At 69.0% G+C, this 19,269-nt stretch carries 13 protein-coding genes; 5 read left to right on the forward strand and 8 right to left on the reverse strand.

Annotation, left to right across the window (positions count from 1 at the left end):
* The first annotated feature begins 402 nt into the window (after positions 1 to 402).
* Positions 403 to 3,939 carry an nSTAND1 domain-containing NTPase gene (locus tag ACWEQO_RS10980; RefSeq protein ID WP_452981394.1) on the forward strand — a complete coding sequence of 1,179 codons (3,537 nt, stop codon included), beginning with the start codon at positions 403 to 405 and terminating at the stop codon, positions 3,937 to 3,939.
* Here the strand turns inward: ACWEQO_RS10980 and ACWEQO_RS10985 are convergent.
* On the reverse strand, positions 3,933 to 4,232 hold the full coding sequence (locus ACWEQO_RS10985) for an NIPSNAP family protein (protein ID WP_452981397.1): 300 nt from the start codon (positions 4,230 to 4,232) through the stop codon (positions 3,933 to 3,935). The two genes, ACWEQO_RS10980 and ACWEQO_RS10985, sit on opposite strands and share 7 nt — an antisense overlap.
* 474 nt (positions 4,233 to 4,706) lie before the next feature.
* Entirely contained in the window at positions 4,707 to 5,084 is a 378-nt protein-coding gene (locus ACWEQO_RS10990) for a DUF4267 domain-containing protein (RefSeq protein ID WP_452981400.1), read from the reverse strand.
* Positions 5,085 to 5,192: 108 nt separating this feature from the next.
* On the opposite strand from ACWEQO_RS10990, the gene ACWEQO_RS10995 reads away from it, so the two are divergent.
* The 3 genes from ACWEQO_RS10995 (at position 5,193) to ACWEQO_RS11005 (ending at position 7,164) form a co-directional block, all read left to right on the forward strand.
* Positions 5,193 to 5,771: a TetR/AcrR family transcriptional regulator gene (locus ACWEQO_RS10995; protein ID WP_452981403.1), complete on the forward strand. Its 579-nt coding sequence runs from the start codon at positions 5,193 to 5,195 to the stop codon at positions 5,769 to 5,771.
* A gap of 242 nt (positions 5,772 to 6,013) precedes the next feature.
* A complete protein-coding gene (locus tag ACWEQO_RS11000) occupies positions 6,014 to 6,907 on the forward strand; it encodes a helix-turn-helix domain-containing protein (RefSeq protein WP_452981406.1) in 894 nt (297 codons plus the stop codon).
* Entirely contained in the window at positions 6,904 to 7,164 is a 261-nt protein-coding gene (locus ACWEQO_RS11005; protein ID WP_452981409.1) for a DUF397 domain-containing protein, read from the forward strand. The genes ACWEQO_RS11000 and ACWEQO_RS11005 overlap by 4 nt, the downstream gene beginning before the upstream one ends.
* A gap of 55 nt (positions 7,165 to 7,219) precedes the next feature.
* Here the strand turns inward: ACWEQO_RS11005 and ACWEQO_RS11010 are convergent, their stop codons facing one another.
* The 4 genes from ACWEQO_RS11010 to ACWEQO_RS11025 all read right to left on the reverse strand — a co-directional run bounded on the left by ACWEQO_RS11010 (position 7,220) and on the right by ACWEQO_RS11025 (position 15,918).
* Complete coding sequence (locus tag ACWEQO_RS11010; protein WP_452981412.1) at positions 7,220 to 10,402, reverse strand: type I restriction endonuclease subunit R; 3,183 nt, start codon at positions 10,400 to 10,402, stop codon at positions 7,220 to 7,222.
* Positions 10,399 to 11,619, reverse strand: coding sequence for a restriction endonuclease subunit S (locus tag ACWEQO_RS11015; protein WP_452981415.1), 1,221 nt, complete (start codon positions 11,617 to 11,619; stop codon positions 10,399 to 10,401). The genes ACWEQO_RS11010 and ACWEQO_RS11015 overlap by 4 nt, the downstream gene beginning before the upstream one ends.
* A complete protein-coding gene (locus ACWEQO_RS11020; RefSeq protein ID WP_452981418.1) occupies positions 11,616 to 13,607 on the reverse strand; it encodes a type I restriction-modification system subunit M in 1,992 nt (663 codons plus the stop codon). The genes ACWEQO_RS11015 and ACWEQO_RS11020 overlap by 4 nt, the downstream gene beginning before the upstream one ends.
* Before the next feature lie 115 nt (positions 13,608 to 13,722).
* Positions 13,723 to 15,918: an N-6 DNA methylase gene (locus tag ACWEQO_RS11025; RefSeq protein WP_452981421.1), complete on the reverse strand. Its 2,196-nt coding sequence runs from the start codon at positions 15,916 to 15,918 to the stop codon at positions 13,723 to 13,725.
* Between the two features lie 291 nt (positions 15,919 to 16,209).
* Here ACWEQO_RS11025 and ACWEQO_RS11030 point away from each other — a divergent pair, with 291 nt between their 5' ends.
* The gene (locus ACWEQO_RS11030; RefSeq protein WP_361456216.1) at positions 16,210 to 16,803 is read left to right on the forward strand and encodes a hypothetical protein; all 594 of its coding nucleotides are present in this window, start codon (positions 16,210 to 16,212) and stop codon (positions 16,801 to 16,803) included.
* 334 nt (positions 16,804 to 17,137) lie between these two features.
* Here ACWEQO_RS11030 and ACWEQO_RS11035 read toward each other — a convergent pair whose 3' ends face one another.
* Entirely contained in the window at positions 17,138 to 17,755 is a 618-nt protein-coding gene (locus ACWEQO_RS11035; RefSeq protein WP_452981424.1) for an HAD family hydrolase, read from the reverse strand.
* Positions 17,756 to 18,113: 358 nt separating this feature from the next.
* Positions 18,114 to 18,992 carry a cyclase family protein gene (locus ACWEQO_RS11040; protein ID WP_361456222.1) on the reverse strand — a complete coding sequence of 293 codons (879 nt, stop codon included), beginning with the start codon at positions 18,990 to 18,992 and terminating at the stop codon, positions 18,114 to 18,116.
* Positions 18,993 to 19,269 lie beyond the last annotated feature (277 nt).

The following is a 19,269-nucleotide window of genomic DNA, read 5'->3' on the forward strand; positions in this document are numbered from 1 at the left end:
TCGCAGGCCTCCACGCGCAGTCTCCTCCGTCCGCCTCGGCGGACGGCCGGACGGACACGGAGGTCCCGGCCGGGCACCCACCCGTGGCGTACGGCGTTGGGGCAGAGCCCGGCGGTGATCGGTTCCGGTGTCGCGTTGACGTCACTGTCGCAGAGTGGCCCCAGAGGTCCGGACAGTGCTTCGTATGGCTGGTTTCCTCAGGCCTCCTTGTTCCCGCCCGGTCACCCTTGGATCATGTTCACCGTTGTTTCCGCGTGCCCTGCCCGTGGGCTCGGTGCGGGTCGGGTACACGGAGGGGACTCGGGGCGGTATGGCGGACGGACAGGACGGGGGCGTCGCGGTGCTGCGCGGGTGTCGAGCCGGTCTGCAGAGGGCCGGTGTCTTGTGAGGCATCGTCTGCAAGTGGTGCTTCAGATCCTGCTGGCGCTGGTCGCCTGTCTGCTGGGGATCGCCACCAACTACGCCACCAGCACGGATGACGCGCCCTGGATGCTGGAGGTCATCCGGCGGGGGTCCGTGCCGGCCATCGGGCTGCTGATCGTCGCGATGGTGATCGGGCAGGTCGTCGTGTACCGGCTGGAGAATCCGGTGCCCGAACAGGCGGAGTGGCCCCGTGACCGGATTCCGTACCCGGGGCTGGACGCGTACAGCGAGGAGGAGGCGGCCGTCTACTTCGGCCGGGAGGCGCAGGCCGCCGAGCTGACGCGCAGGCTGCACGCCTCCGCGCCCGGTCCTGCCGACCGGTTCCTGTTGCTGACCGGGGCGTCCGGCAGCGGCAAGTCCTCGCTCGTACGGGCCGGGGTGCTGCCCCGGCTGCGTCGGCGTCGGTGGACGATCGTGCCGACGTTCTCGCCGGGGTCGAACCCGCTGCACGCCCTGGCGGCCTCCCTGGCCGTAGCCGGTGGCGGCCGGGAGTCGGCCGGTGCGGTGCTGCGACGGTTGCGGCACGGTCCGGAGAGTCTCGGGAGCGAGCTGTCGCGGCTGCGCGGCGGGCAGTTCCAGCGGGTGCTGCTGGTCATCGACCAGTTCGAGGAACTCGTCACCCTCGCGAGTGAGCGGGAACAGGACCGGTTCCTGGAGACGCTGCACGCATGCCTGCGGCAGGAGCCCTCCGTCCGGGTCCTGGCCACGTGCCGGGTCGACCTGCTGGGACGGCTGCTCGGCACCGATCACGCGCAGCTTCTCCAACACCCGGTTGCCCTCGGTACGTTGAACAGGGCGCAGCTCGCGCAGGTGGTCGAGCGTCCGGCCGCTCTGGTGGGCATGTCGTTCGCTCCCGGTCTCGTCGAGACCATTGTGGACGACACCGGCACGGACGACGCACTGCCCCTGCTCGCCTACCTCCTCCAGGAGTTGTATTTCGCCTGCGGTCCGGGCGGCACGGTGACCGAGGAGACGTACCGGCAGCTCGGGGGTGTGGCGGGGGCGCTCGCGCGGCAGGCCGACAGTACCGTGGCGGCGCTCAGCACCCCGGACGGCATCGACTTCGCGCTGCGGGTGCTGCTGAGATTCGTCACGCTGGAAGAGCGGGAACTCGCCCGCCGTCCTGTACGGCTGTCGGAACTGACCGGCCGGGAACGGTACGTGGTGGACGCGTTCATCGACGCGCGCCTCATCCGCTCCGACACCGTGGAAGGAGCGGCGGGAGACGCGTACGCCGAGGTCACGCACGAGGCGTTGTTCCGCCAGTGGGCGCCCCTGCGTCAGGAGGTGGAAGCGAGGGCGGAACGGCTGCGGGAGCGGGCCGAGCTGGAGCGGTGGGCCGCGGACTGGGAGCGGTCCGGACACAGCGTGGACTACCTCCTCACCGGAGAACGGCTCGCCGTCGCGCAGAGGTGGCTGGTGGCGCTGGAGGAGGCAGGGCAGGCGTCGGCGCCCGCCCGTGCGCTCGTCGACGCCTCTCAGCGCCGGGACCTGGCCTTCCTCAGCCGTGTCTCGGACAGCATCGGTCATCAGGTGCTCACCGGCGCGGAGACGGAGCCCGAGCAGGCACTGCTCCTCTCCTTGGCCGCGCTCGGCGAGTGCGCGCCGACACCGGCGGCACGGCGCGGACTGATGGCGGCGCTGGCCGCGGGGCACGCCCGGATCCGGCTGGATGGGCATGCGGACACGGTCCGGGACATCGCCTGGTCCGCCGACGGGCGGCTGCTGGCGACCGCGTCCCGGGACGGTACCGCCCGCGTGTACGAGGCGGAGTCGGGGCGCCGGCTGTGTGTGCTGCCGTGCGACGGTGCCATGGTCGAGTCGGTCTCCTTCTCTCCGGACGGGTCCCGGCTGGCCACCGCCGGCCGCGACCAGATCGTACGCGTCTGGGACGTCGCGTCCGGCGAACCGGTCCGGCAGCTCACCGGCGCCGGGGACATCGGCCGACAGGTGGCCTGGTCGCCGGACGGGTCACGGATCGCCGCCACGTTCAAGGACCAGGCCGTACGGGTGTGGGAGGCCGGCACCGGACGGCTCGTACACGAACTGCGCGGCCACACCGGCGACGTCTGGGGTGTGGCCTGGGCGCCGGACGGCTCGCGGCTGGCCACCGCGTCGCACGACCGGACGGTGATCGTCTGGGACGCGGCGACGGGAGCGGCCACGACGACCCTGACCGGGCACACCGAGTTCGTCGAGGGCATCGCGTGGTCACCGGACGGTGAGTGCCTGGCCACCGGGTCCGGTGACCACACCGCCCGGATCTGGGACGCCCGCACGGGGGCACTGCGGCTGTTGCTGCGCGGCCACACCGACTACGTGTGGAACCCGGCCTTCTCGCCGGACGGCCGGCTGCTCGCCACCCCGTCCTCCGACCGCACCGTCCGCGTCGTCAGCACCGAGGACGCGAAGGAGGTCGCGGTGCTGCGCGGGCACACCGACACGGTGTGGACCGTCGTGTGGTCGCCGTCGGGCACCCAGCTCGCCACCGCGTCCACGGACGGTACCGGCCGGGTGTGGGACCTCCAGCCGCAGGGAGCCGAGTCCGTCCTGGTCCAGGGGCACGACGGGCCGGTGCACCAGGCCGTGTGGTCCGGCGACGGCACCCGTCTCGCCACCGCCTCGGACGACGGGACCATGCGGGTGTGGAGCGCGCAGTCCGGTGCGCCCGCGGGTCCGGTGACGACGCCCGGCGAACGGGTGTGGAGCCTGGCCTGGGCGCCGCACGGCGACCGTCTCGCCCTCAGTACGGCGGACGGCCTGTTCCGCGTTCTGGACGGCACCGGCGGTACGGTGTTCGACCTGCACGGTGCACCCGTCGAGGGCTGCTCGTGGTCCCCGGACGCCCGGCGGATCGCGACCGGCGGGCACGACGGCACCGTACGCGTCCTGTCCGCCGTCGACGGTACGGAGCTACGGAAGCTGACCGGGCACCAGGACTGGGTGGGACGTGTGGCCTGGTCTCCGAGTGGCGGGAAGCTGGCCAGTTGCTCCGACGACCGCACCTGCCGCCTGTGGGACACCTCCGACGGTACCCAGCTGACCGTGCTCCGGGGCCACGGCAACTACGTGGAGGACGTGGCCTGGTCGCCCGACGAGACGCGGGTGGCCACGGCGTCCGGTGACTGGACGGCCGCCGTGTGGGACGCGGCGACCGGTCGCCGCGTCGATGTGCTGAAGGGCCACGAGGGACGGGTCCGGGCCGTCGCCTGGTCGCCGGACGGCCGCCGCATCGCGACCGGATCGGACGACCGGACGGTACGGCTCTGGTCGGCGACCACCCTCGAGGAACTCGCCGTCATCGGCGTCCACCGGGACAAGGTGATGTCGGTGGCGTGGTCCCGGGACGGCACGCTGCTGCTCACCGCGTCCGCCGACGGGACCGCACGGGTGTGGCCGGCGGACCCGGACTACGACCGGCTGGAAGCGCGGGCGCGTGGGCGGGTCTTCCGCACCCTGGACGCGGAGGAGCGGCGGCAGCACCTGCTGCCGCCGGACCCGGCGAGCGGTCAGTAACGCTGCTCGACCGTACGATCGTCGGTGTGCAGGAGGTAGTCGCCCGGGTCGAGGCCCATCGCCTTGCGCTCGGGCGACGCCCAGTACAGCGCGTTGCGCTCCGCGAAAGTCTCCGGGCCCTCGTAAGAGATCAGCCAGACGAACTGGTTGCGCTCCCGGTCCACCCAGGCCCCGCCGATCTCGAAACCCAGCTTCAGTCGCAGCGGCACGATGTCGCTGCGCCAGCGCTCCACCCACTCGTCGAGCAGCCCGTCCCGGACGGTGTACGTACGCAACTGCGTGGTCCTGGGCATCGAGCGCGCTCCCGCTGTCGGGTCGAGGCAACCGGCAGGCCGACCGCAGGTCTGCTCGGGCTTGCCGGGCGACCGCTTCGAACGGCCGGTCCAACGGTATGCCATGGGGTGTGTGCTCAACCAGCGCATCCAACCGAGCTGAGTAGAACCATGATTGCTCACATGGATGAAGAGGGAGTCGAGGCGCGAGGCCGGGGTGGCAGCGCCGGGCCTCACGCTCAGAGGGAATCATTTCGTTGTGGTGTCGACCTCGGGGGGAGGGGAGGCGACCCGCATCGTCCATGAGTCCCTAACCGGCGGCACGGTGTTCCTGGAGTGGCGGGAAACCGTGCGCGGCGCTCCGGCTCGGGTGCGGGTACAGGCGGGTGCTGTGCGGGGGAGGGTGGACGCTCGTGCGCGGTACGGGAGGAAGCGGCCTCAAGGGAACCGTCCGGCAGAGGACGCAGCGCCCCGCCGAGGCGGCGTGACGAGCGGTTACCCGATGAGGAGGAGCACGCTGATCCCGAGCATCACCGCCGCGGTGGCGCCGTGGATGCCGTAGACGGCCGCCCTGGGCCCGTTGCTGCGCAGCACGATCAACGCGTCGCCCACGGGTATGACGGTCGCGGCCAGCATGAACCAGCCCAGCAGGTGGGACGGCCCGCCGACCAGCAGGACGAAGACGAAGAGCCCGGAGGCTATGTCCCGTACGGCCTTGACGGCCAGCCATGCCCGGAAGCTGCGGTCTTCGGTCGGTGTGTCGGGGATGCCGAAGCCGACCGCGGCCTGCGGTGCCCAGAAGGCACGTGCGCCCATGAAGATGATGCCTGCGCCGATCAGTCCGGCGAGCACGGTGGCGACGTTGGTGAGCATGGTTGCTTCCTCTCGGTAGCAGCGCCCGCTGTCATCTAGCAGCGCTAGTTGTTGTATCGACGATAGGGCTGCCTCCGGCAGGATGTCTAGCGTTGCTAGGATGTCGTCATGTCCGTCATCAAGGAGCGCCGTGAACGTGAACGCGCTCAACGCCATCAGCTGATCATCACGGCGGCCCGAGAACTCGCCGAGGCCGAAGGCTGGGAGGCGGTGACGACGCGGAGGCTCGCCGAGCGCGTCGAGTACAGCCAGCCCGTGCTCTACAGCCACTTCAGCGGCAAGGACGCCATCATGCGTGCCGTCGCGATCGACGGCTTCGGCGAACTCGCCGCCCACCTGCGCCGCGCCCGGTCAGCCGGCCCCGAGCCACGGCAGGCCCTGCACGCCGTCTGCCGCGCCTACCTGGAGTTCGCCACCGAGCGGCCCGCCCTCTACCAGGCCATGTTCGTCATGCCGACCGACGTGAAGTTCGCGCACGCCGAGACGCCGCCCCCGCTGCGTGCCGCCTTCGACGAGTTCGTCAGCTGCTTCCGCCCGGACAACGCGCGCCGCGAACTGTTCGCCGAGGTCATCTGGAGCGCGTTGCACGGCATGGCCGTCCTGTCGGACAGCGGCCGTATCCCCTCGGACAGCCAGGAGGAGCGCCTCGACTTCCTTGTCACCCGGCTCGCCGACACCCCGAGCTGACCTGCCCCACCAGGGTCTGGAAGAGTGGGCGAACACCGGTGCCCCCTGCCTGCGGCACGGCTCCGGTTCGGCCGCAGCGTAAGCCGTTCACCGTCAAGGGTGGTTGTGCTGCGGTCACGTACTCACGGTGGCGTGTCGTGGCCTAGCGTGACCAGTGGTGACGCGCCGACGCGAACCCTTCGTACGCGGCGGCACACGGCGGCGTACGGAACGGCCGGGAACGGTACGGGGAGACGTGAGACATGGCGACGGTGCGGGACGAAGAGGCTGGCCAGGGACAGGCGGCGGTGCCGGTACAGGGCGGTCAGGGGCAGGGGAGCCGGAGGCCCGGGGACGAGCCGGGAGCGGGGGTGGTGACCGCGTTCGGACGGCAGTTGAAGCTGCTGCGCATCCGGGCGGGCCTGGAACGACCGGAGTTCGGCAAGCGGATGGGCTACTCGGCCGACACGGTGGCGTCCTTCGAGCAGGGGCGGCGGATTCCGCAGGCGGGGTTCATCGAGAAGGCGGATGAGGTGTTGGGGGCTGGGGGGTTGCTCAACGCCCTGAAGGAGGAGGTGGCTCGGGCTCAGTACCCGAGGTTCTTCCGGGACATGGCACGGCTCGAGGCTGAGGCGGTGGAGCTCTGCGCGTACGACACCATCGTGGTGAACGGTCTCTTGCAGACCGAGGAGTGCATGCGGGCCATCCTGGCCATGCGTCGTCCCTTGCTCGACCAAGAGACCATCGAGCAGCGCGTGGCCGCACGTCTGGCACGGCATGAGATCTTCAACCGCTGGCCCGCTCCACTGCTGAGTTTCGTCATGGAAGAGGCTGCGCTGCGCCGACCGCATGGCGGAAAGGCGGTGCTACGAGGTCAACTTGAGCATCTGCTTTTGGTCGGGGGGATGCGTAACGTGGAACTGCAAGTGATGCCAACGGACCGCGAGGACAGTGCCGGTATCGACGGGCCTTTCACTGTGATCAACCGCAAGGGAGGGGAGCAGTTCGTGTACGCGGAGGTTCAGGGGAACAGCAGCCTTGAGACCAAGCGAGACGAGACGAACCTTGCGGCAGCCCGTTATGGAATTATCCGTAGCCAGGCGCTCCCCCCACGGGAGAGTCTGGACTACATCGCGAAGCTGCTGGGAGAGCTATGAACGCCGCTGAGAGCAGGACGCTGGCGCCCGAACTGGACTGGTTCAAGAGCAGTTACAGCACAGGCAACGGTGGTGAATGCGTAGAAGTCGCTTGGGTCAGGAGCAGCTACAGCGGTGCTGAGGGTGGCCAGTGCGTAGAGGTCGCCGCAGTACCCGGAGCGGTTCTCGTACGGGACTCCAAGTGCCCTACTGACGCCAGGCTGGCCTTCGGGCCGGAAGCATGGGCCGGATTCGTAGACACGACCGCTGGGCGCTGACCGGCGGCGGAGCACGAATGGAGGGGCCCACGTGAGCCGGGCCCCTCCATCTGTCTCAGAAGTCGTCCAGACCTTCCTCGCTGCGGATCATCCGCCAGGCCGCGCGGCGAGCGCTGCGGTCCAAGTTGGATTTGAACTCGCGGTCGGCACCGAAGTAGCGCTTACCGAGGGTGTCGATGGTGGACACGTGATCCATCATGTTCTCCTCGAACTTCTTGTCGAAGACGATGCCGAAGTTGGCCTCGTCGTTGACGACGGCGGCGGCGCGGACCTTCGGGTCCTCCTTGGTCGCATTGAAGGCGGGGAGGACGTCCTCCTTCGTGAACTCCGTGCCGAACTTGGCGTTGAACTTGTCGATCAGTTCGGACAGCAGGGACTTCTCGTCGTCCTTGGCTCCGCCCACGCCGTCGCCGAAGCCCTTGAGTTCGGCGGCGCCCTCGGGCGTGAGGGCCACGTCGTGCTCGCCGGTCTTCTCGACGCGCAGGTGGCTCAGGTCGACCTCGCCTATGTCCACGCCGCCGTCGGCCCGGCGGGGAAGACGGTTGAGCAGGTAGCGGCCGTAGAGGTGCAGCCGCTCCAACTCGGGGTCGTGATACGGCACGATCTGCGCGAGGAAGCCGTACTTGCGGACGTAGTCGTTGAGGTGGGCGCGGAACTCCTCCGCCGTCTCGACGTCGTCCTCCTCCTCGCTGTCCATGAGCACAGTGAAGCGGGTGACGGCAGGGGAGAGGAGCCGGTACAACTCGGCGTGCAGCTTCTCCCACTTGGCCTGGGAGCCGCCCGCCTTCTCCTTCGCCTCGAAGTAGGCCTTGGCGAACTCGTCCATGTCCTGCTCCGAGATGATCGGCGCGGACATGACCCGGCTCTGGGCCGTGTAGAGGAGGTTGGGGTCGGAGGGGAGGGTGTGCGCCTCCTCGAAGTACGGGCGGAACGCCTCCTGGATGTCCTCGGCCTCGTTGACGAAGTCCAGGACGGCGAGGTCGGCCTGCGACTTGCGGTCGGCGGTGCGGTTGAGGCGGGAGAGGGTCTGCACGGCCGCGATGCCGGTCAGCGACTTATTGACGTACATGGTGGTGAGCAGCGGCTGGTCGAAGCCGGTCTGGTACTTCTCGGCGACGACCAGGATCCGGTACTCCTGCTGCCCCTTGCCGCCGGCCTTCGCGGCCTTGTCGTCGGCACGGGTGTACGCGAACGCCTTCGGCAGGCCTGCCTCCGACAGTCCGCCGTTCTCCTTGCTCTCAGTCGTCTCCTCACCGTCGATGGTGAGGGAGCCGGAGAAGGCGACGAGCACGCCGAGGTCCGGGTACTTGGTGTCGTACGCGCGGTCAGCGATGTAGCTGCGGATGGCGCGGGCCATCTGTACCGCGGAGTGCCGGGAGGCCGTAACCACCATCGACTTGGCCCGTCCACCGAGCCGGCCGCGGGTGTGGGCGACGAAGTGCTCCACGATCACCTGGGCATGCTGGGACACCGTGTGCTCGTGCATGAGCGCGAATCGGGCGAGCAGGCTGTTCGCCTTGGAGGGGTCGACCTCCTTCTCGTCGCGGTTCAGGTTCGCGAGCTTCCAGTAGGTGTTGTAGGTGACGTAATTGCGCAGTGGGTCGAGGATGAAGCCTTCCTCGATGGCCTGGCGCATGGAGTACGTGTGGAAGGGGCGGTAGACGGACTCACCGTTCTCCGTGCCCTCTGAGCCGAAGAGTTCGAGGGTCTTGGCCTTCGGGGTGGCGGTGAAGGCGAAGTAGGACAGGTTCGCGGCCTGCGAGCGCTCTACCGCCTTCGCCTTCAGCTTGGCGTCCACGGTGAGCGTGGTCGCGCCCTCGTCGTCCGTGTCGGCGTCCAGGCCGAGGTCCCGCAGTGCGGACTTCACGGCGGTGGCGGCGTCACCGGACTGCGAGGAGTGAGCCTCGTCGACGACGATCGCGAAGCGACTGCCCTTGATCTCGGTGGGGTTACGCTTGACGTAGTCGAGTAGGGCGGGGAACGAGTGCAGGGTGACCGTGACGATCTTGCCGGTGTCCCGGGAGAGGGCACGGGCGAGTTGTTCGCTCTTCGCGCCGTGCTTCTCGTCGACCTTCACGACCAGGCCGTCGGTCTGCGAGAAGTTTCCTACTGTCTCCCGGAGTTGGGCGTCCAGGTTGCGGCGGTCGGTGATGACGATGACCTTGTCGAAGACCGGTTCGCCGGGCGTGATGCGGCCGTCCGCGAGTGCCTCGGTGTCTAGGACGCGCGGGTCCGTATCGGCGTGCAGGTCGCTCAGGCGGTGGGTCAGCCAGCCGATGGTGTTCGACTTGCCGGAGCCGGCGGAGGCCATGACGAGGTAGTTCTGACCGGCGCCGTGCGTGGCCGCGTGCGTGGTCAGCTTCTTGACCACGTCCCACTGGTGGAAGCGCGGGAAGATCGTCGACTTGGTGGTGCCGCCGCCGGGCGTCTTGCGCTTCTGCTGGTGCACGAAACGCTGGAGGAGGTCCAGCCAGTTGTCCCGCTGCCAGACGTGTTCCCAGAGGTACGACGTGGCGTACGTGCCGTGGAGGGTCGGCGCGGGGTTGCCAGCGCCGCCTGGCTGACCGGGGCCGTTCGAGCCCGTGTTGAACGGGAGAAACTGGGTGCTCTTTCCGCGCAGTTGCGTCGTGACGAACACCAGGTCCGGATCGACGGCGAAGTTCGCGATGACCCGACGGGTGAAGATCAGCTCGGTCGGGTCGCGGTCGGTCCGGTACTGCTCCTTGGCCTGATCGACGCCCTGCCCGGTGAGTGGATTCTTCAACTCGGCCGTGGCGACCGGGATGCCGTTGAGGAACAGGGTCAGGTCGAGCCGGTGGCCCCAGTCGGCCTGCTTGGTGGCGTAGGGGAGTTCCCGGACGACGGTGAGGCGGTTGGCCCGGTAGCCGTCGAGGACGGAATCCGCGGAGATCAGGTTCGGCTTGAAGTAGGCGACGTGGAGCCGGACTCCGCGATCCTTGACACCGTTCCGGAGGACGTGCAGGAGGCCGTCGTCGGCGATGGCCCGGTCGAGCCGCTGGGTGAACCCTCGCTGGGCCTCGTTGGGGTCGCCGCCGTAGACGGTTAGGAGGTCGTCCCACTCGTCGGGCTGGGTCGCCCCGATGAAGGTGAACAACTCGTTGGTGTCGAGACCGAGATCGACCTGGTAGTCGCCGGGGCTCGCCTCCCGCCACCCGCGCTCGCAGAGTGCGGTAACGATGGCAGACCCGAAGGACGACTCGTCATGCACGGGGCTCATACGGTAACTCCTTCGGTTACGTTACGGCCGCTGGCGGTGGACACGTCGAACTGGCCGGTTACGGCGGCGGTGATGAGGGCTTGGCGGCGTTCCAACAAAAGACGTGACTGCGCGTGGAAGACGCGAGTGAGATCACGGTAGTGCTGTTGAGATGCTTTGGTGACATGCAACAGTCTGGCGAGGTCCGCTGCCGAATTAGGCCAGGACAGCTCGAAATTCGAGAGGTCTTCCATGCCCAACGTGGGCTGCGCTGTGTCGGAACTTGTGGCGTCGGTAGCCTGCCGCATGAAATCCGGCGTGGTGAGCCAAATGGAAATGAGCTCAGCTGGTACATCGAGGTTGGGCCTGAGAGAAGCCACAGCTCGGGCTACGTTCGCGCCTTTCAGCTCTGGCGGAACGATGGCAGAGCGCCCCATAGTTCCTACAACACTCAAGAGAATGTCGCCAGGTTGAGTGATAGTGCGTGAGTATTTCGCTGACAGTTCCGTCGGGATCTGCCGCAACGAGTTGGCTCGCCCAGGAAGGTCGAGAAGGTCATTCACCCGGATGAAGCGGATTCCCTGATCGGCGAATTGTGGAACCAGCACGCCGTAGCGAGGCCGCGAGCGCAACAGATACTTGAGCCGGGTCGGTTGATGTTCAGGTTGCTTGAATGCGGCATCCAGTGTAGAACCGCGTTTTTCCTCCGCTAGTTGCAGTTGGTGGTTACGCAGTGACACTAGGCGGTCGATGCGGGCGGTCTCGGCGTCGAGGAAGTCGGCGATGCGGCGCTGCTCCTCATGCGACGGTGCTACGACGTTGAAGGACGCGAGTCTTTCCGAAGAGAGCTCCAGAAAGGTTGTCCCGAGCCCTTCCGCTTGTAGATCGAGGCGACGCGCCTCCAGTTGGTAACCGAAGAATCTGACGTCGACTGTTTCTGTCGGAACCAGGGCCCGGCAGCCCTGGTTGAATGCCATATCTGTGCTGGCGATGCCGACGTAGCCAATTGGGGCGCGGGTAGAGATCAGAAGTGATCCACGTGGCACGACGACGGAGCCAGAGCGGGCGCCGGCAGGCGTTAGAGTTCGGCGGGTCATCTTGATCTGAGTCAAGTAGCTGCCGAAGTCCACTGGCGTGGCCCAAGGGACTTCCCCATCCCAGTTGTCGGGTTCCGAAGTCGGTGTCCCGCCGTTGACCACGTTGAAGATTCGACGAAGAGGCAGTACACGGTAGTTCATTCGGTGACATCCCCCAACAGCCTCTGAATCTCAGCCTCCAGCGCCTTCAACTCCGCGTCGATCTCCGCCAGCGGCCGAGGCGGCTCGTACACGTAGAAGTGTCGAGTGAACGGAATCTCGTACCCGATCTTCGACTTGCTGCCGTCGATCCACGCATCCGGCACATGCGGGTGAACCTCTCGCTCCAAGTACTCCTCGACGTCCTCACCCAACGGCACGTTCTCGTAGTCCCGCAGCTCTGTATCCGGCTCTGGTTTGCCCTTGACGAGTTGGACCTCGCCATCTGCATCCCGCACCCCTACCGCGTCCCGCAGTGCCTTCAGGAACGGCGCGCTCGACGGCCAGGTGGAGCCGGCCTGGATCACCGCGTCCTTCAGGGCCAGCCAGGCGTCCGCCTTCTTGGCCCAGCTGCTGCCCTTCAGGTCGTGGAACGCTTCCAGTATCACCGGCGCCTGCGGAGCCTTCTGGAAGGCCTTCGACGCCTCCAGTGCCGCGAGCGTCTCCTCCGTCAGCTCGAACCGCAGCTTCAGTGGGCGCTCGACGGTGATGCGCTGGTATCCGAAGGCGGTGTTGTCGAAGATCTTCACCTTGCCGTGCAGCGGGTGCTCCGCGTCCGCCGCCGCGTGCAGCGCCTCGCCGTACAGCTTGACCACCGTGGCGATGTGGTCGTCGCTCAGCTGCTTGCGCTTGTCGCCCAGCGACTTGCGCATCTTCTGCCACTGGTCGCGCGCGTCCAGCAGGACGACCTTGCCCTTGTGGTCCGGGCTCTTGCGGTTGGTGAGGATCCAGAAGTACGTGGAGATGCCGGTGTTGTAGAAGAGCTGGTCCGGCAGGGCGACGATGCCCTCGAGCCAGTCGTTCTCCAGGATCCAGCGGCGGATCTCCGACTCGCCCGAGCCCGCCGCGCCCGTGAAGAGCGGGGAGCCGTTGAAGACGATCGCGATACGCGAGCCGCCCCCGCCGTTCACGCCCACCGGCTTCATCTTGGAGATCATGTGCTGGAGGAACAGCAGCGAGCCGTCGTTGATGCGCGGCAGCCCCGCGCCGAAGCGGCCGGCGTCGCCGAGCGTCGCGTGCTCGCGCTCCACGTCCTCCTTGACCTTCTTCCACTCCACGCCGAACGGCGGGTTGGCGAGCAGGTAGTCGAAGGTCGAGCGGGCGTGGCCGTCGTCGGAGAAGGAGTTGCCGAAGGCGATGTTCTCCGGGTCCTGGCCCTTGATCATGAGGTCGGACCGGCAGATGGCCCAGGACTCGGGGTTGAGCTCCTGCCCGTACACCTCCACCGTGGCGTCGGGGTTCAGCTCCTTGATCAGGTCTTCCGTCGCCGAGAGCATGCCGCCGGTGCCGCAGGCCGGGTCCATGACCGTGCGGACGACACCGGGGAGCTGGAGGGCGTCGCCGTCGGGGGCGACCAGGAGCCGCACCATGAGCTGGATGACCTCGCGGGGCGTGAAGTGCTCACCGGCCGTCTCGTTGGACTGCTCCGCGAAGCGGCGGATCAGTTCCTCGAAGATGTAGCCCATGTTGTGGTTGGGCACGACCTCGGGGCGCAGGTCCAGGTCCGTGAACTTGCCGATGACCTGGTAGAGCAGCCCCGAGCTGTCGAGCCGCTTGATCTGCTGGGCGAATTCGAAGCGGTCGAGCACGCCGCGGGCGTTGTCGGAGAACGAGCCCACGTACACCGTGAGGTTCTTCGCCGCGCTCTGCGGGTCCGCCGCGATCTTCTTCAGGGTGAGGCCGGACTTGTTGTAGAAGGAGTGGCCCGCGGCCCGGCGCAGGAAGCGGTCCGGGTCGATGTCGCCGTCCTTGTACTGGTCCGCCAGCGCCGTGACCTTCTCGCGCGTCGGCTCCAGTACGCACTCCAGGCGTCGCAGCACCGTGAACGGCAGGATGACCTTGCCGTAGTCGGACTGCTTGTAGTCCCCCCGCAGGAGGTCGGCGACGGACCACGCGTGGTTCGCCAACTCCGTGTGCTTGCTGCTGTTCAAGTGGATCCCCGGGTTCCTTCCGAAATATCCCAACCCCACCGCCCGAGCCGAGCCTGGTCGACCGGCAGGCCGGGGCGGTCCGACAAGTGTGGTCTATGTATGAAGCGCTGTGTGCCTAATGGGGCGAATCGTCGCCCCGGCCGCGTGCGTCCGGCGCCTGCCCCGAGGGCAGCAACTGCCCACCCGTGAGCCCGCCCGCCAGCAGCCGTGCCGTCTCCTCCGCCAGCCGGGTCGCCCGTTGTGCCTCCGCCCGCAGTTCGTGGACACGGCGGAACGCCTCCCCGTACCGGCGCTGCTCCTCCAGCGGCAGGAGCGGCACGCGCAGCCGGCCGGGGCTGACGTGCAGCACCGTACTGCCGGTGGACGCGCCCGCGATGTTGTCCTCGGCTCCCAGGAACCCGGCCAGGAACCAGGCGTCCAGGCGGGCCGGGTCCGGCCGGAAGAGGTGGACGTGGGGGCCGAGCAGCGCGCCCGCCTCCGCGTCGCCCGCGACCCGGGACATCGGGCCGTCCTTGCTCGCGACCGCCCGTACGAGGACGTCCCCGACGGCGATCACGGGCGCCGTGCCGCTGCGCAGCTCCGCCGGGTCGCCCGTGGGGCCCGAGCCGCGTGAGATGTCCGAGCCGGTGAGGACCGCGCGGGCACCCGGCTGCTCCGAGGTGCCGGCTCCTTCTTCCGTGCGGCTCCGGGCCCCCTCCGGCAGGGTCCGCAGCACCGTGAGCGCGCCGCCGCGCGCGAGGTCGGACGCGGTCGCCGTACGCCACTGCCGGGCCGAGTTGCCCGCCGGGTCCCAGTCGTCGTAACCGGCGGCCCGGACGAGGGATTCGGCGGCCTCGACCAGGTTCCGGCGCGTCGCGTCGGCCTCCGCCGCCAGCTTCGCCGGGTCCACGTCGGCGCGTGAGGCGCGGACGAGACGGGTCGGCGTCAGGTCCACGGTCTCGTCCAGCAGGTCGACGACGTCGACCGCCCGTGCGACGCCGGGCTCGCCCTCGAAGGCGTCCGGGTCCCGGGTGAAGGCGTGCCACGCGTCCAGTGCCTGTGCGGTGATCCGCTCCCAGTCCAGCGAGGCGGACCGGCTGCCGCCGCGGGTGCGCGGGCCCGTCCGGGCATCCGTCTTCGCACCGGCCGCGGTCTCGGCCGTGTCGACGAAGAGCACCGACTTGCCCGCCGCGCCGCCCGGTTCGGGCCGTCGCAGGACCCAGATCTGCAGGCCCACGTGGAACGGCACCGACGCGCCGACCGGCAGCGCCACCACCGCGCGCAGGGCGCCGCTGCGGACCAGTTCGGCCCGCACCCGGCGGCCCGAGGCGCGGCCGGCCGACGCGGGCGGCATGACCAGGACCGCGTGACCGCCGGGGGTCAGGTGGGCGAGGGCGTGCTGCACCCAGGCCAGCTCCGACTCGGCGCGGGCCGGTACGCCGTACGCCCAGCGCGGGTCGTACGCCAGCTCGTCGTGCCCCCAGTCCCGGACGCCGAACGGCGGGGTGCACAGCACCGCGTCGACGTCCAGGCCGGGGAAGGCGTCCGCGCGGAGGCTGTCGGCGGCGCGCACGGTGACCGTGGCCTCCGGCGCCGCGAGCATCAGGCCCACCGCGCTGCGCCGCGCCTGCACGGGGAGCACGTCCTGGCCGTACAGCTCGGTCGCGCCCCGGCGGGCGGCGGCCTCCAGCAGGGTGCCGCTGCCGCAGGCCGGGTCGAGGACGCGGGTGGGGGTGCCGGGGACGAGGCGCGCGAGGAGGTCGGCGAGCGGGTCCGGCGTGCCGTACGCGCCGCTCGCCGCGCTCTCCTCCAGCTCCCGCTCCGCGAGCACGCCCAGCGTGGCCGGGCCGCCCTCGTCCCGTACGCACACGTACAGCGCGCGGAGCACGGCGGCGTCGGTGCCGGCGAAGCGCACGGCGCCCGCGCTCGGTACGGCGTCGGCGACGCTTGCCGCGTCGCGCTCCGCGCGGACGGCGAGTTCCTCGTCCGGGAGCTGTGCCGCGGCCGTGAGCTGGTCCGGGGTGCGGCGGGCCGCCGCCAGGACGAGGAGCAGCAGGTCCGCCGTACCGCCGTCGTCGCCGCCCGTGCTCGGGGGGTTGAGGCGGAGGGTCGTGCGCAGTTCCTCGGCCGGGCTGGCCGCCGAGGCGTGGCCGCGCGAGGCGAGCCAGGCCCTGACCGTCTCCAGGTCGTACAGAGGGCTGCTCTCCGTGCCGCCGGACGGGTCGGGGAAGTCGTCGTACCGGCGACGCCAGTTGCTGACGGTGGCGCGCGTGACCCCGGCGATGCGGGAGATCTCGGCGGCGGTCACCTGCGCGGACGGCTGCTGGGGCATGACGGAAGACCTGGACCTCTCGATAGCGGACGTCAACAACCTACAGCACCCGTCAAGCCAGGCGTCATGGTTGACAATGCTTTCTCGGCTCTGCTTCTCTGGTGTTGCTGCCGGAGGTGCGGAGTCGGGTGCCGGGCGGTGTCACCGCTCGGACCGGCACCTCGGGGCGCCTCGACCTCGGCGACGGGACGAGGGGCGCGGGCGAGCGTCCGCGCACCCCTCGATCCCTCCCATGTCGCAGTTCCCTCATCGCAGTTCACGTGCCGCGTCGCACGGAAACGGAGCACGACCATGTCCTTCCAGCAGCCCTCCTCCTTCCCGCAGCCCGACCCCGGCGCGCAGGGCCCCTTCGGCCTCGGCGCACCCACCGGCCCGGCGCGGCCCCCGAAGCAGCGCGGCCCCTGGCTGAAGTACGGGGCGGTCGCCCTGGTGTCCCTGTTCATCGGGGTCGGCATCGGAAGCGGCGGCGAGGGCTCGGCGGCCTCGGAGAACGCGGCCGCCGACACCAAGTCCGCGCCCAGGCCGACGGCCACCGTCACCGAGACCGCCAAGGCCGACGGCGGCGGTGGCGCCAAGCCCGCGCCCACCGTCACCGAGACCGAGACGGTGACCGCCAAGCCGAAGAAGACCAAGGAGCCGGGCCCGGCGACCAGCTTCTCGGGAGAGGGCGAGTACGTCGTCGGCGAGGACATCAAGGCCGGCACGTACAAGACGGCCGGGGCGGACGGCGATTTCGGCTGTTACTGGGAGCGGGCCAAGGACGCCAGCGGCGAGTTCGGCTCCATCATCGCCAACAACAACCTCAACGGCCCGGGCCGGGTGACCCTCAACACCGGCGAGTACTTCAAGACCAACCGGTGCCAGGAGTGGAAGAGGGTGGGCTGAGCCGGGGTCCGTCCATCGCCCCCGTGGCCCGGCACCGGACCGCTCCGAACCCGGTGCACGCCCGGATACGGCACTTCGGCACGAGTGACCTCGAGGCGGCGTTGCCGTACATCAGGGGCTTGGGGCGCGCGACAAGGAGACGGCCTTCGACGACTGCGGCCTTCTTCGAAGGCGACGAGGAGGACACCCGCACGGTGCGGACCGCCGTGCGGGGCGGTCCCGACAGCGGGGTCCCGAAGGTTCTCCCCTACGGGAAACAAGCCGCGCACCAACTCCGTACTGATCGAGCAATGTCGCCTCGGCCGGTACAACCGGGAGCTTGGCAACGGGATTCTCAGCTACCGGGGAGAAAACCCAGCATCTTCTGGAGGTCGGCAGGCCCCTGGTAGTGCACACCGGTCATCCCGAGCGCGATGGCGGCCTCGACGTTCTCCAACAGGTCGTCCACGAACAGGCACCGGTGAGCGGCGACTCCGGCCCGCTCGGCTGCGATTTCATAGATCTCCCGGTCGGGCTTGGCCACCCCCACCCGGGCACTGCTGACGACGTGGTCGGCGAGATCCGCCAGCCCCATCGCCTCAAGGTCACGCTCCAGTTCCAGGGTCGCGTTGGTCACCAGGACCAGGGGCATGTGCCCTCGCAGCCGGCGCAGCAGGGCCACCACCACGTCGTCGGCCCGGAACGGCGCCTCGGCGAGCGCCACCCCCAACTCACGGGCCTGCGCCCGCGTCACCCGGTCGGAGAGCGCCGACGCGATGGAGTCCACCCACTCCTCTTCGGTGATCCTGCCGAGGAGCAGCGGCAGGTCCACCTCAGGCGCGTAGGCCACCCTGGTGGTGGTGCCTCGGGGCACTCCCACGGCACGTTCCAACTCGGCAAGCGGAGCCATGTCGTAGAAGCGGATCACGTTGTCGAGGTCGCACAGCACCGCGTCAAAGGGTCTGCCGGACATCCCGGAAGCCGTCACCGCCCATCAGTACCACAGCCTCAAAATGCTTCCAGATCACGACTCCGCACAGGCTTTGGAAGCTGTGTCGGAACCGGTGATCTGTGACGTTCCGTAACAGGTGCTGATGCGTATCGAGTCATGAGCAGTTGATGGTCCGGTGAGATGTCCTTGAACTGGATCATCGGGGCGTGCACATGGAGGCCGGCGAGGCAACTGTCGGGGGTCTTGTTGTATGGGTGCCGATACTGCGATGTCTCGACGACCTGCTTGAGGGAGGTCATCGAGACTCGCCCGGCCGCTCGGGCACTCCCGCCCGGGCGGGAGTACCCGAGGACCTCGAAGGGCGCTGATGATCGCTCGGTCAGAACATCGCGATGGGGTTGACCGGTACGCCGGTCAGGCCGTGGATGCGGGGCGGGGCGACGGTGAGCAGGAAGCTGTAGCGCTTCAGCCGCGCGCACAACGCCGCGAGGTCGTCCAGTTGGGGCACGTCGATCAGAGGCATCGCCATCCGGCCCAGCGCTACCCCGTGCAGCGGGGAGGGTTCGTCCGGGTTCAGGGGAGGATGCGCGTCACCCCTGTCCGGTGCGACGACGGCGACCCCTCGGCGGTGCATCCACCGCACCGCGTCCATGCTGATTCCCGGGCTCGGTGTGTCGTGGGGCCCGCGGCCCGTCCAGCCGAGTCGGACCACGAGTGCGTCACCGGAGCCGACCTCGACTCCCTGACGCTTCTCGGCCTGTTCCAAGTCGTGTGACGTCACCGCGTAGGCGGGGGGAAGAGGCCCTTCGACGGCCAGATCGAGCAGGACCCCACGTGTCACTATTCCGGCGGCGAAAGCAGTCGTCGATGCGTGCGTGATGCCGACGGGGGTGACGACCTGTTCCCTCGGGCGGCCCGGATAGACCTGGCCGTCGGTCGACCAGTGCGCGAGCGCGTCGAGGTGCGTCGACTTGAAGTGGTGGTTGTAGATCAGCGAAAGATCGGCTGCCACTGGTCCACCGGTGTGGGACACCATCTGCTGCACCGGGGATGCATTGACCGTCTCGGGTAAGAACGGACTGAAGAACATCGCGCTCGGCGTGATCGGCTGTGCCAGTGACACCCACTGGCCGGTCCGTGCCTCCGCGGCGGCCCTGGCGCGTACTTCGTCGGTGATCAGGTTGAGGGTGCCGAGTTCGTCGTCCGCTCCCCATCGGCCCCAGTTGTCCGGCAGGTCCGTCTCACTCGTGTCGGCCATGTCGATGGCCCCTTTCGTCATGATGTGCTCAGACCGCAATGGCCCGCGCAGAAGCTGCGTATTGGTGGTGGATGTGCGATCTCAGGGTAACGAGAGAGCGTAGGCGTCGGTGAGCCGGTCGGTCTCAACTCAGCTGCCCAAAAGGCAAGTTGACCGACGTCCACCGGGGGCGGTAACGCCGGGGAGCGAAGCGGGAGAATCGCTCCGAAGGGTGCGGGCGGGATGCGGTGGAGGCGGCACGGTCATCGAAGGGCCGCTCCCTCACGGACATCTCCTT

The sequence above is a fragment of the Streptomyces sp. NPDC004051 genome, from assembly GCF_053604275.1.

Excerpts from the sequence above, each read along its gene's own strand:
- ACWEQO_RS11000 (WP_452981406.1), top strand. The coding sequence starts at position 6,014 with ATGGCGACGGTGCGGGACGAAGAGGCTGGCCAGGGACAGGCGGCGGTG.
- ACWEQO_RS11010 (WP_452981412.1), bottom strand. The coding sequence starts at position 10,402 with ATGAGCCCCGTGCATGACGAGTCGTCCTTCGGGTCTGCCATCGTTACC.
- ACWEQO_RS11015 (WP_452981415.1), bottom strand. The coding sequence starts at position 11,619 with ATGAACTACCGTGTACTGCCTCTTCGTCGAATCTTCAACGTGGTCAAC.
- ACWEQO_RS11040 (WP_361456222.1), bottom strand. The coding sequence starts at position 18,992 with ATGGCCGACACGAGTGAGACGGACCTGCCGGACAACTGGGGCCGATGG.
- ACWEQO_RS10990 (WP_452981400.1), bottom strand. The coding sequence starts at position 5,084 with ATGCTCACCAACGTCGCCACCGTGCTCGCCGGACTGATCGGCGCAGGC.
- ACWEQO_RS11035 (WP_452981424.1), bottom strand. The coding sequence starts at position 17,755 with ATGTCCGGCAGACCCTTTGACGCGGTGCTGTGCGACCTCGACAACGTG.
- ACWEQO_RS11025 (WP_452981421.1), bottom strand. The coding sequence starts at position 15,918 with ATGCCCCAGCAGCCGTCCGCGCAGGTGACCGCCGCCGAGATCTCCCGC.
- ACWEQO_RS10995 (WP_452981403.1), top strand. The coding sequence starts at position 5,193 with ATGTCCGTCATCAAGGAGCGCCGTGAACGTGAACGCGCTCAACGCCAT.
- ACWEQO_RS10985 (WP_452981397.1), bottom strand. The coding sequence starts at position 4,232 with ATGCCCAGGACCACGCAGTTGCGTACGTACACCGTCCGGGACGGGCTG.
- ACWEQO_RS11030 (WP_361456216.1), top strand. The coding sequence starts at position 16,210 with ATGTCCTTCCAGCAGCCCTCCTCCTTCCCGCAGCCCGACCCCGGCGCG.
- ACWEQO_RS11005 (WP_452981409.1), top strand. The coding sequence starts at position 6,904 with ATGAACGCCGCTGAGAGCAGGACGCTGGCGCCCGAACTGGACTGGTTC.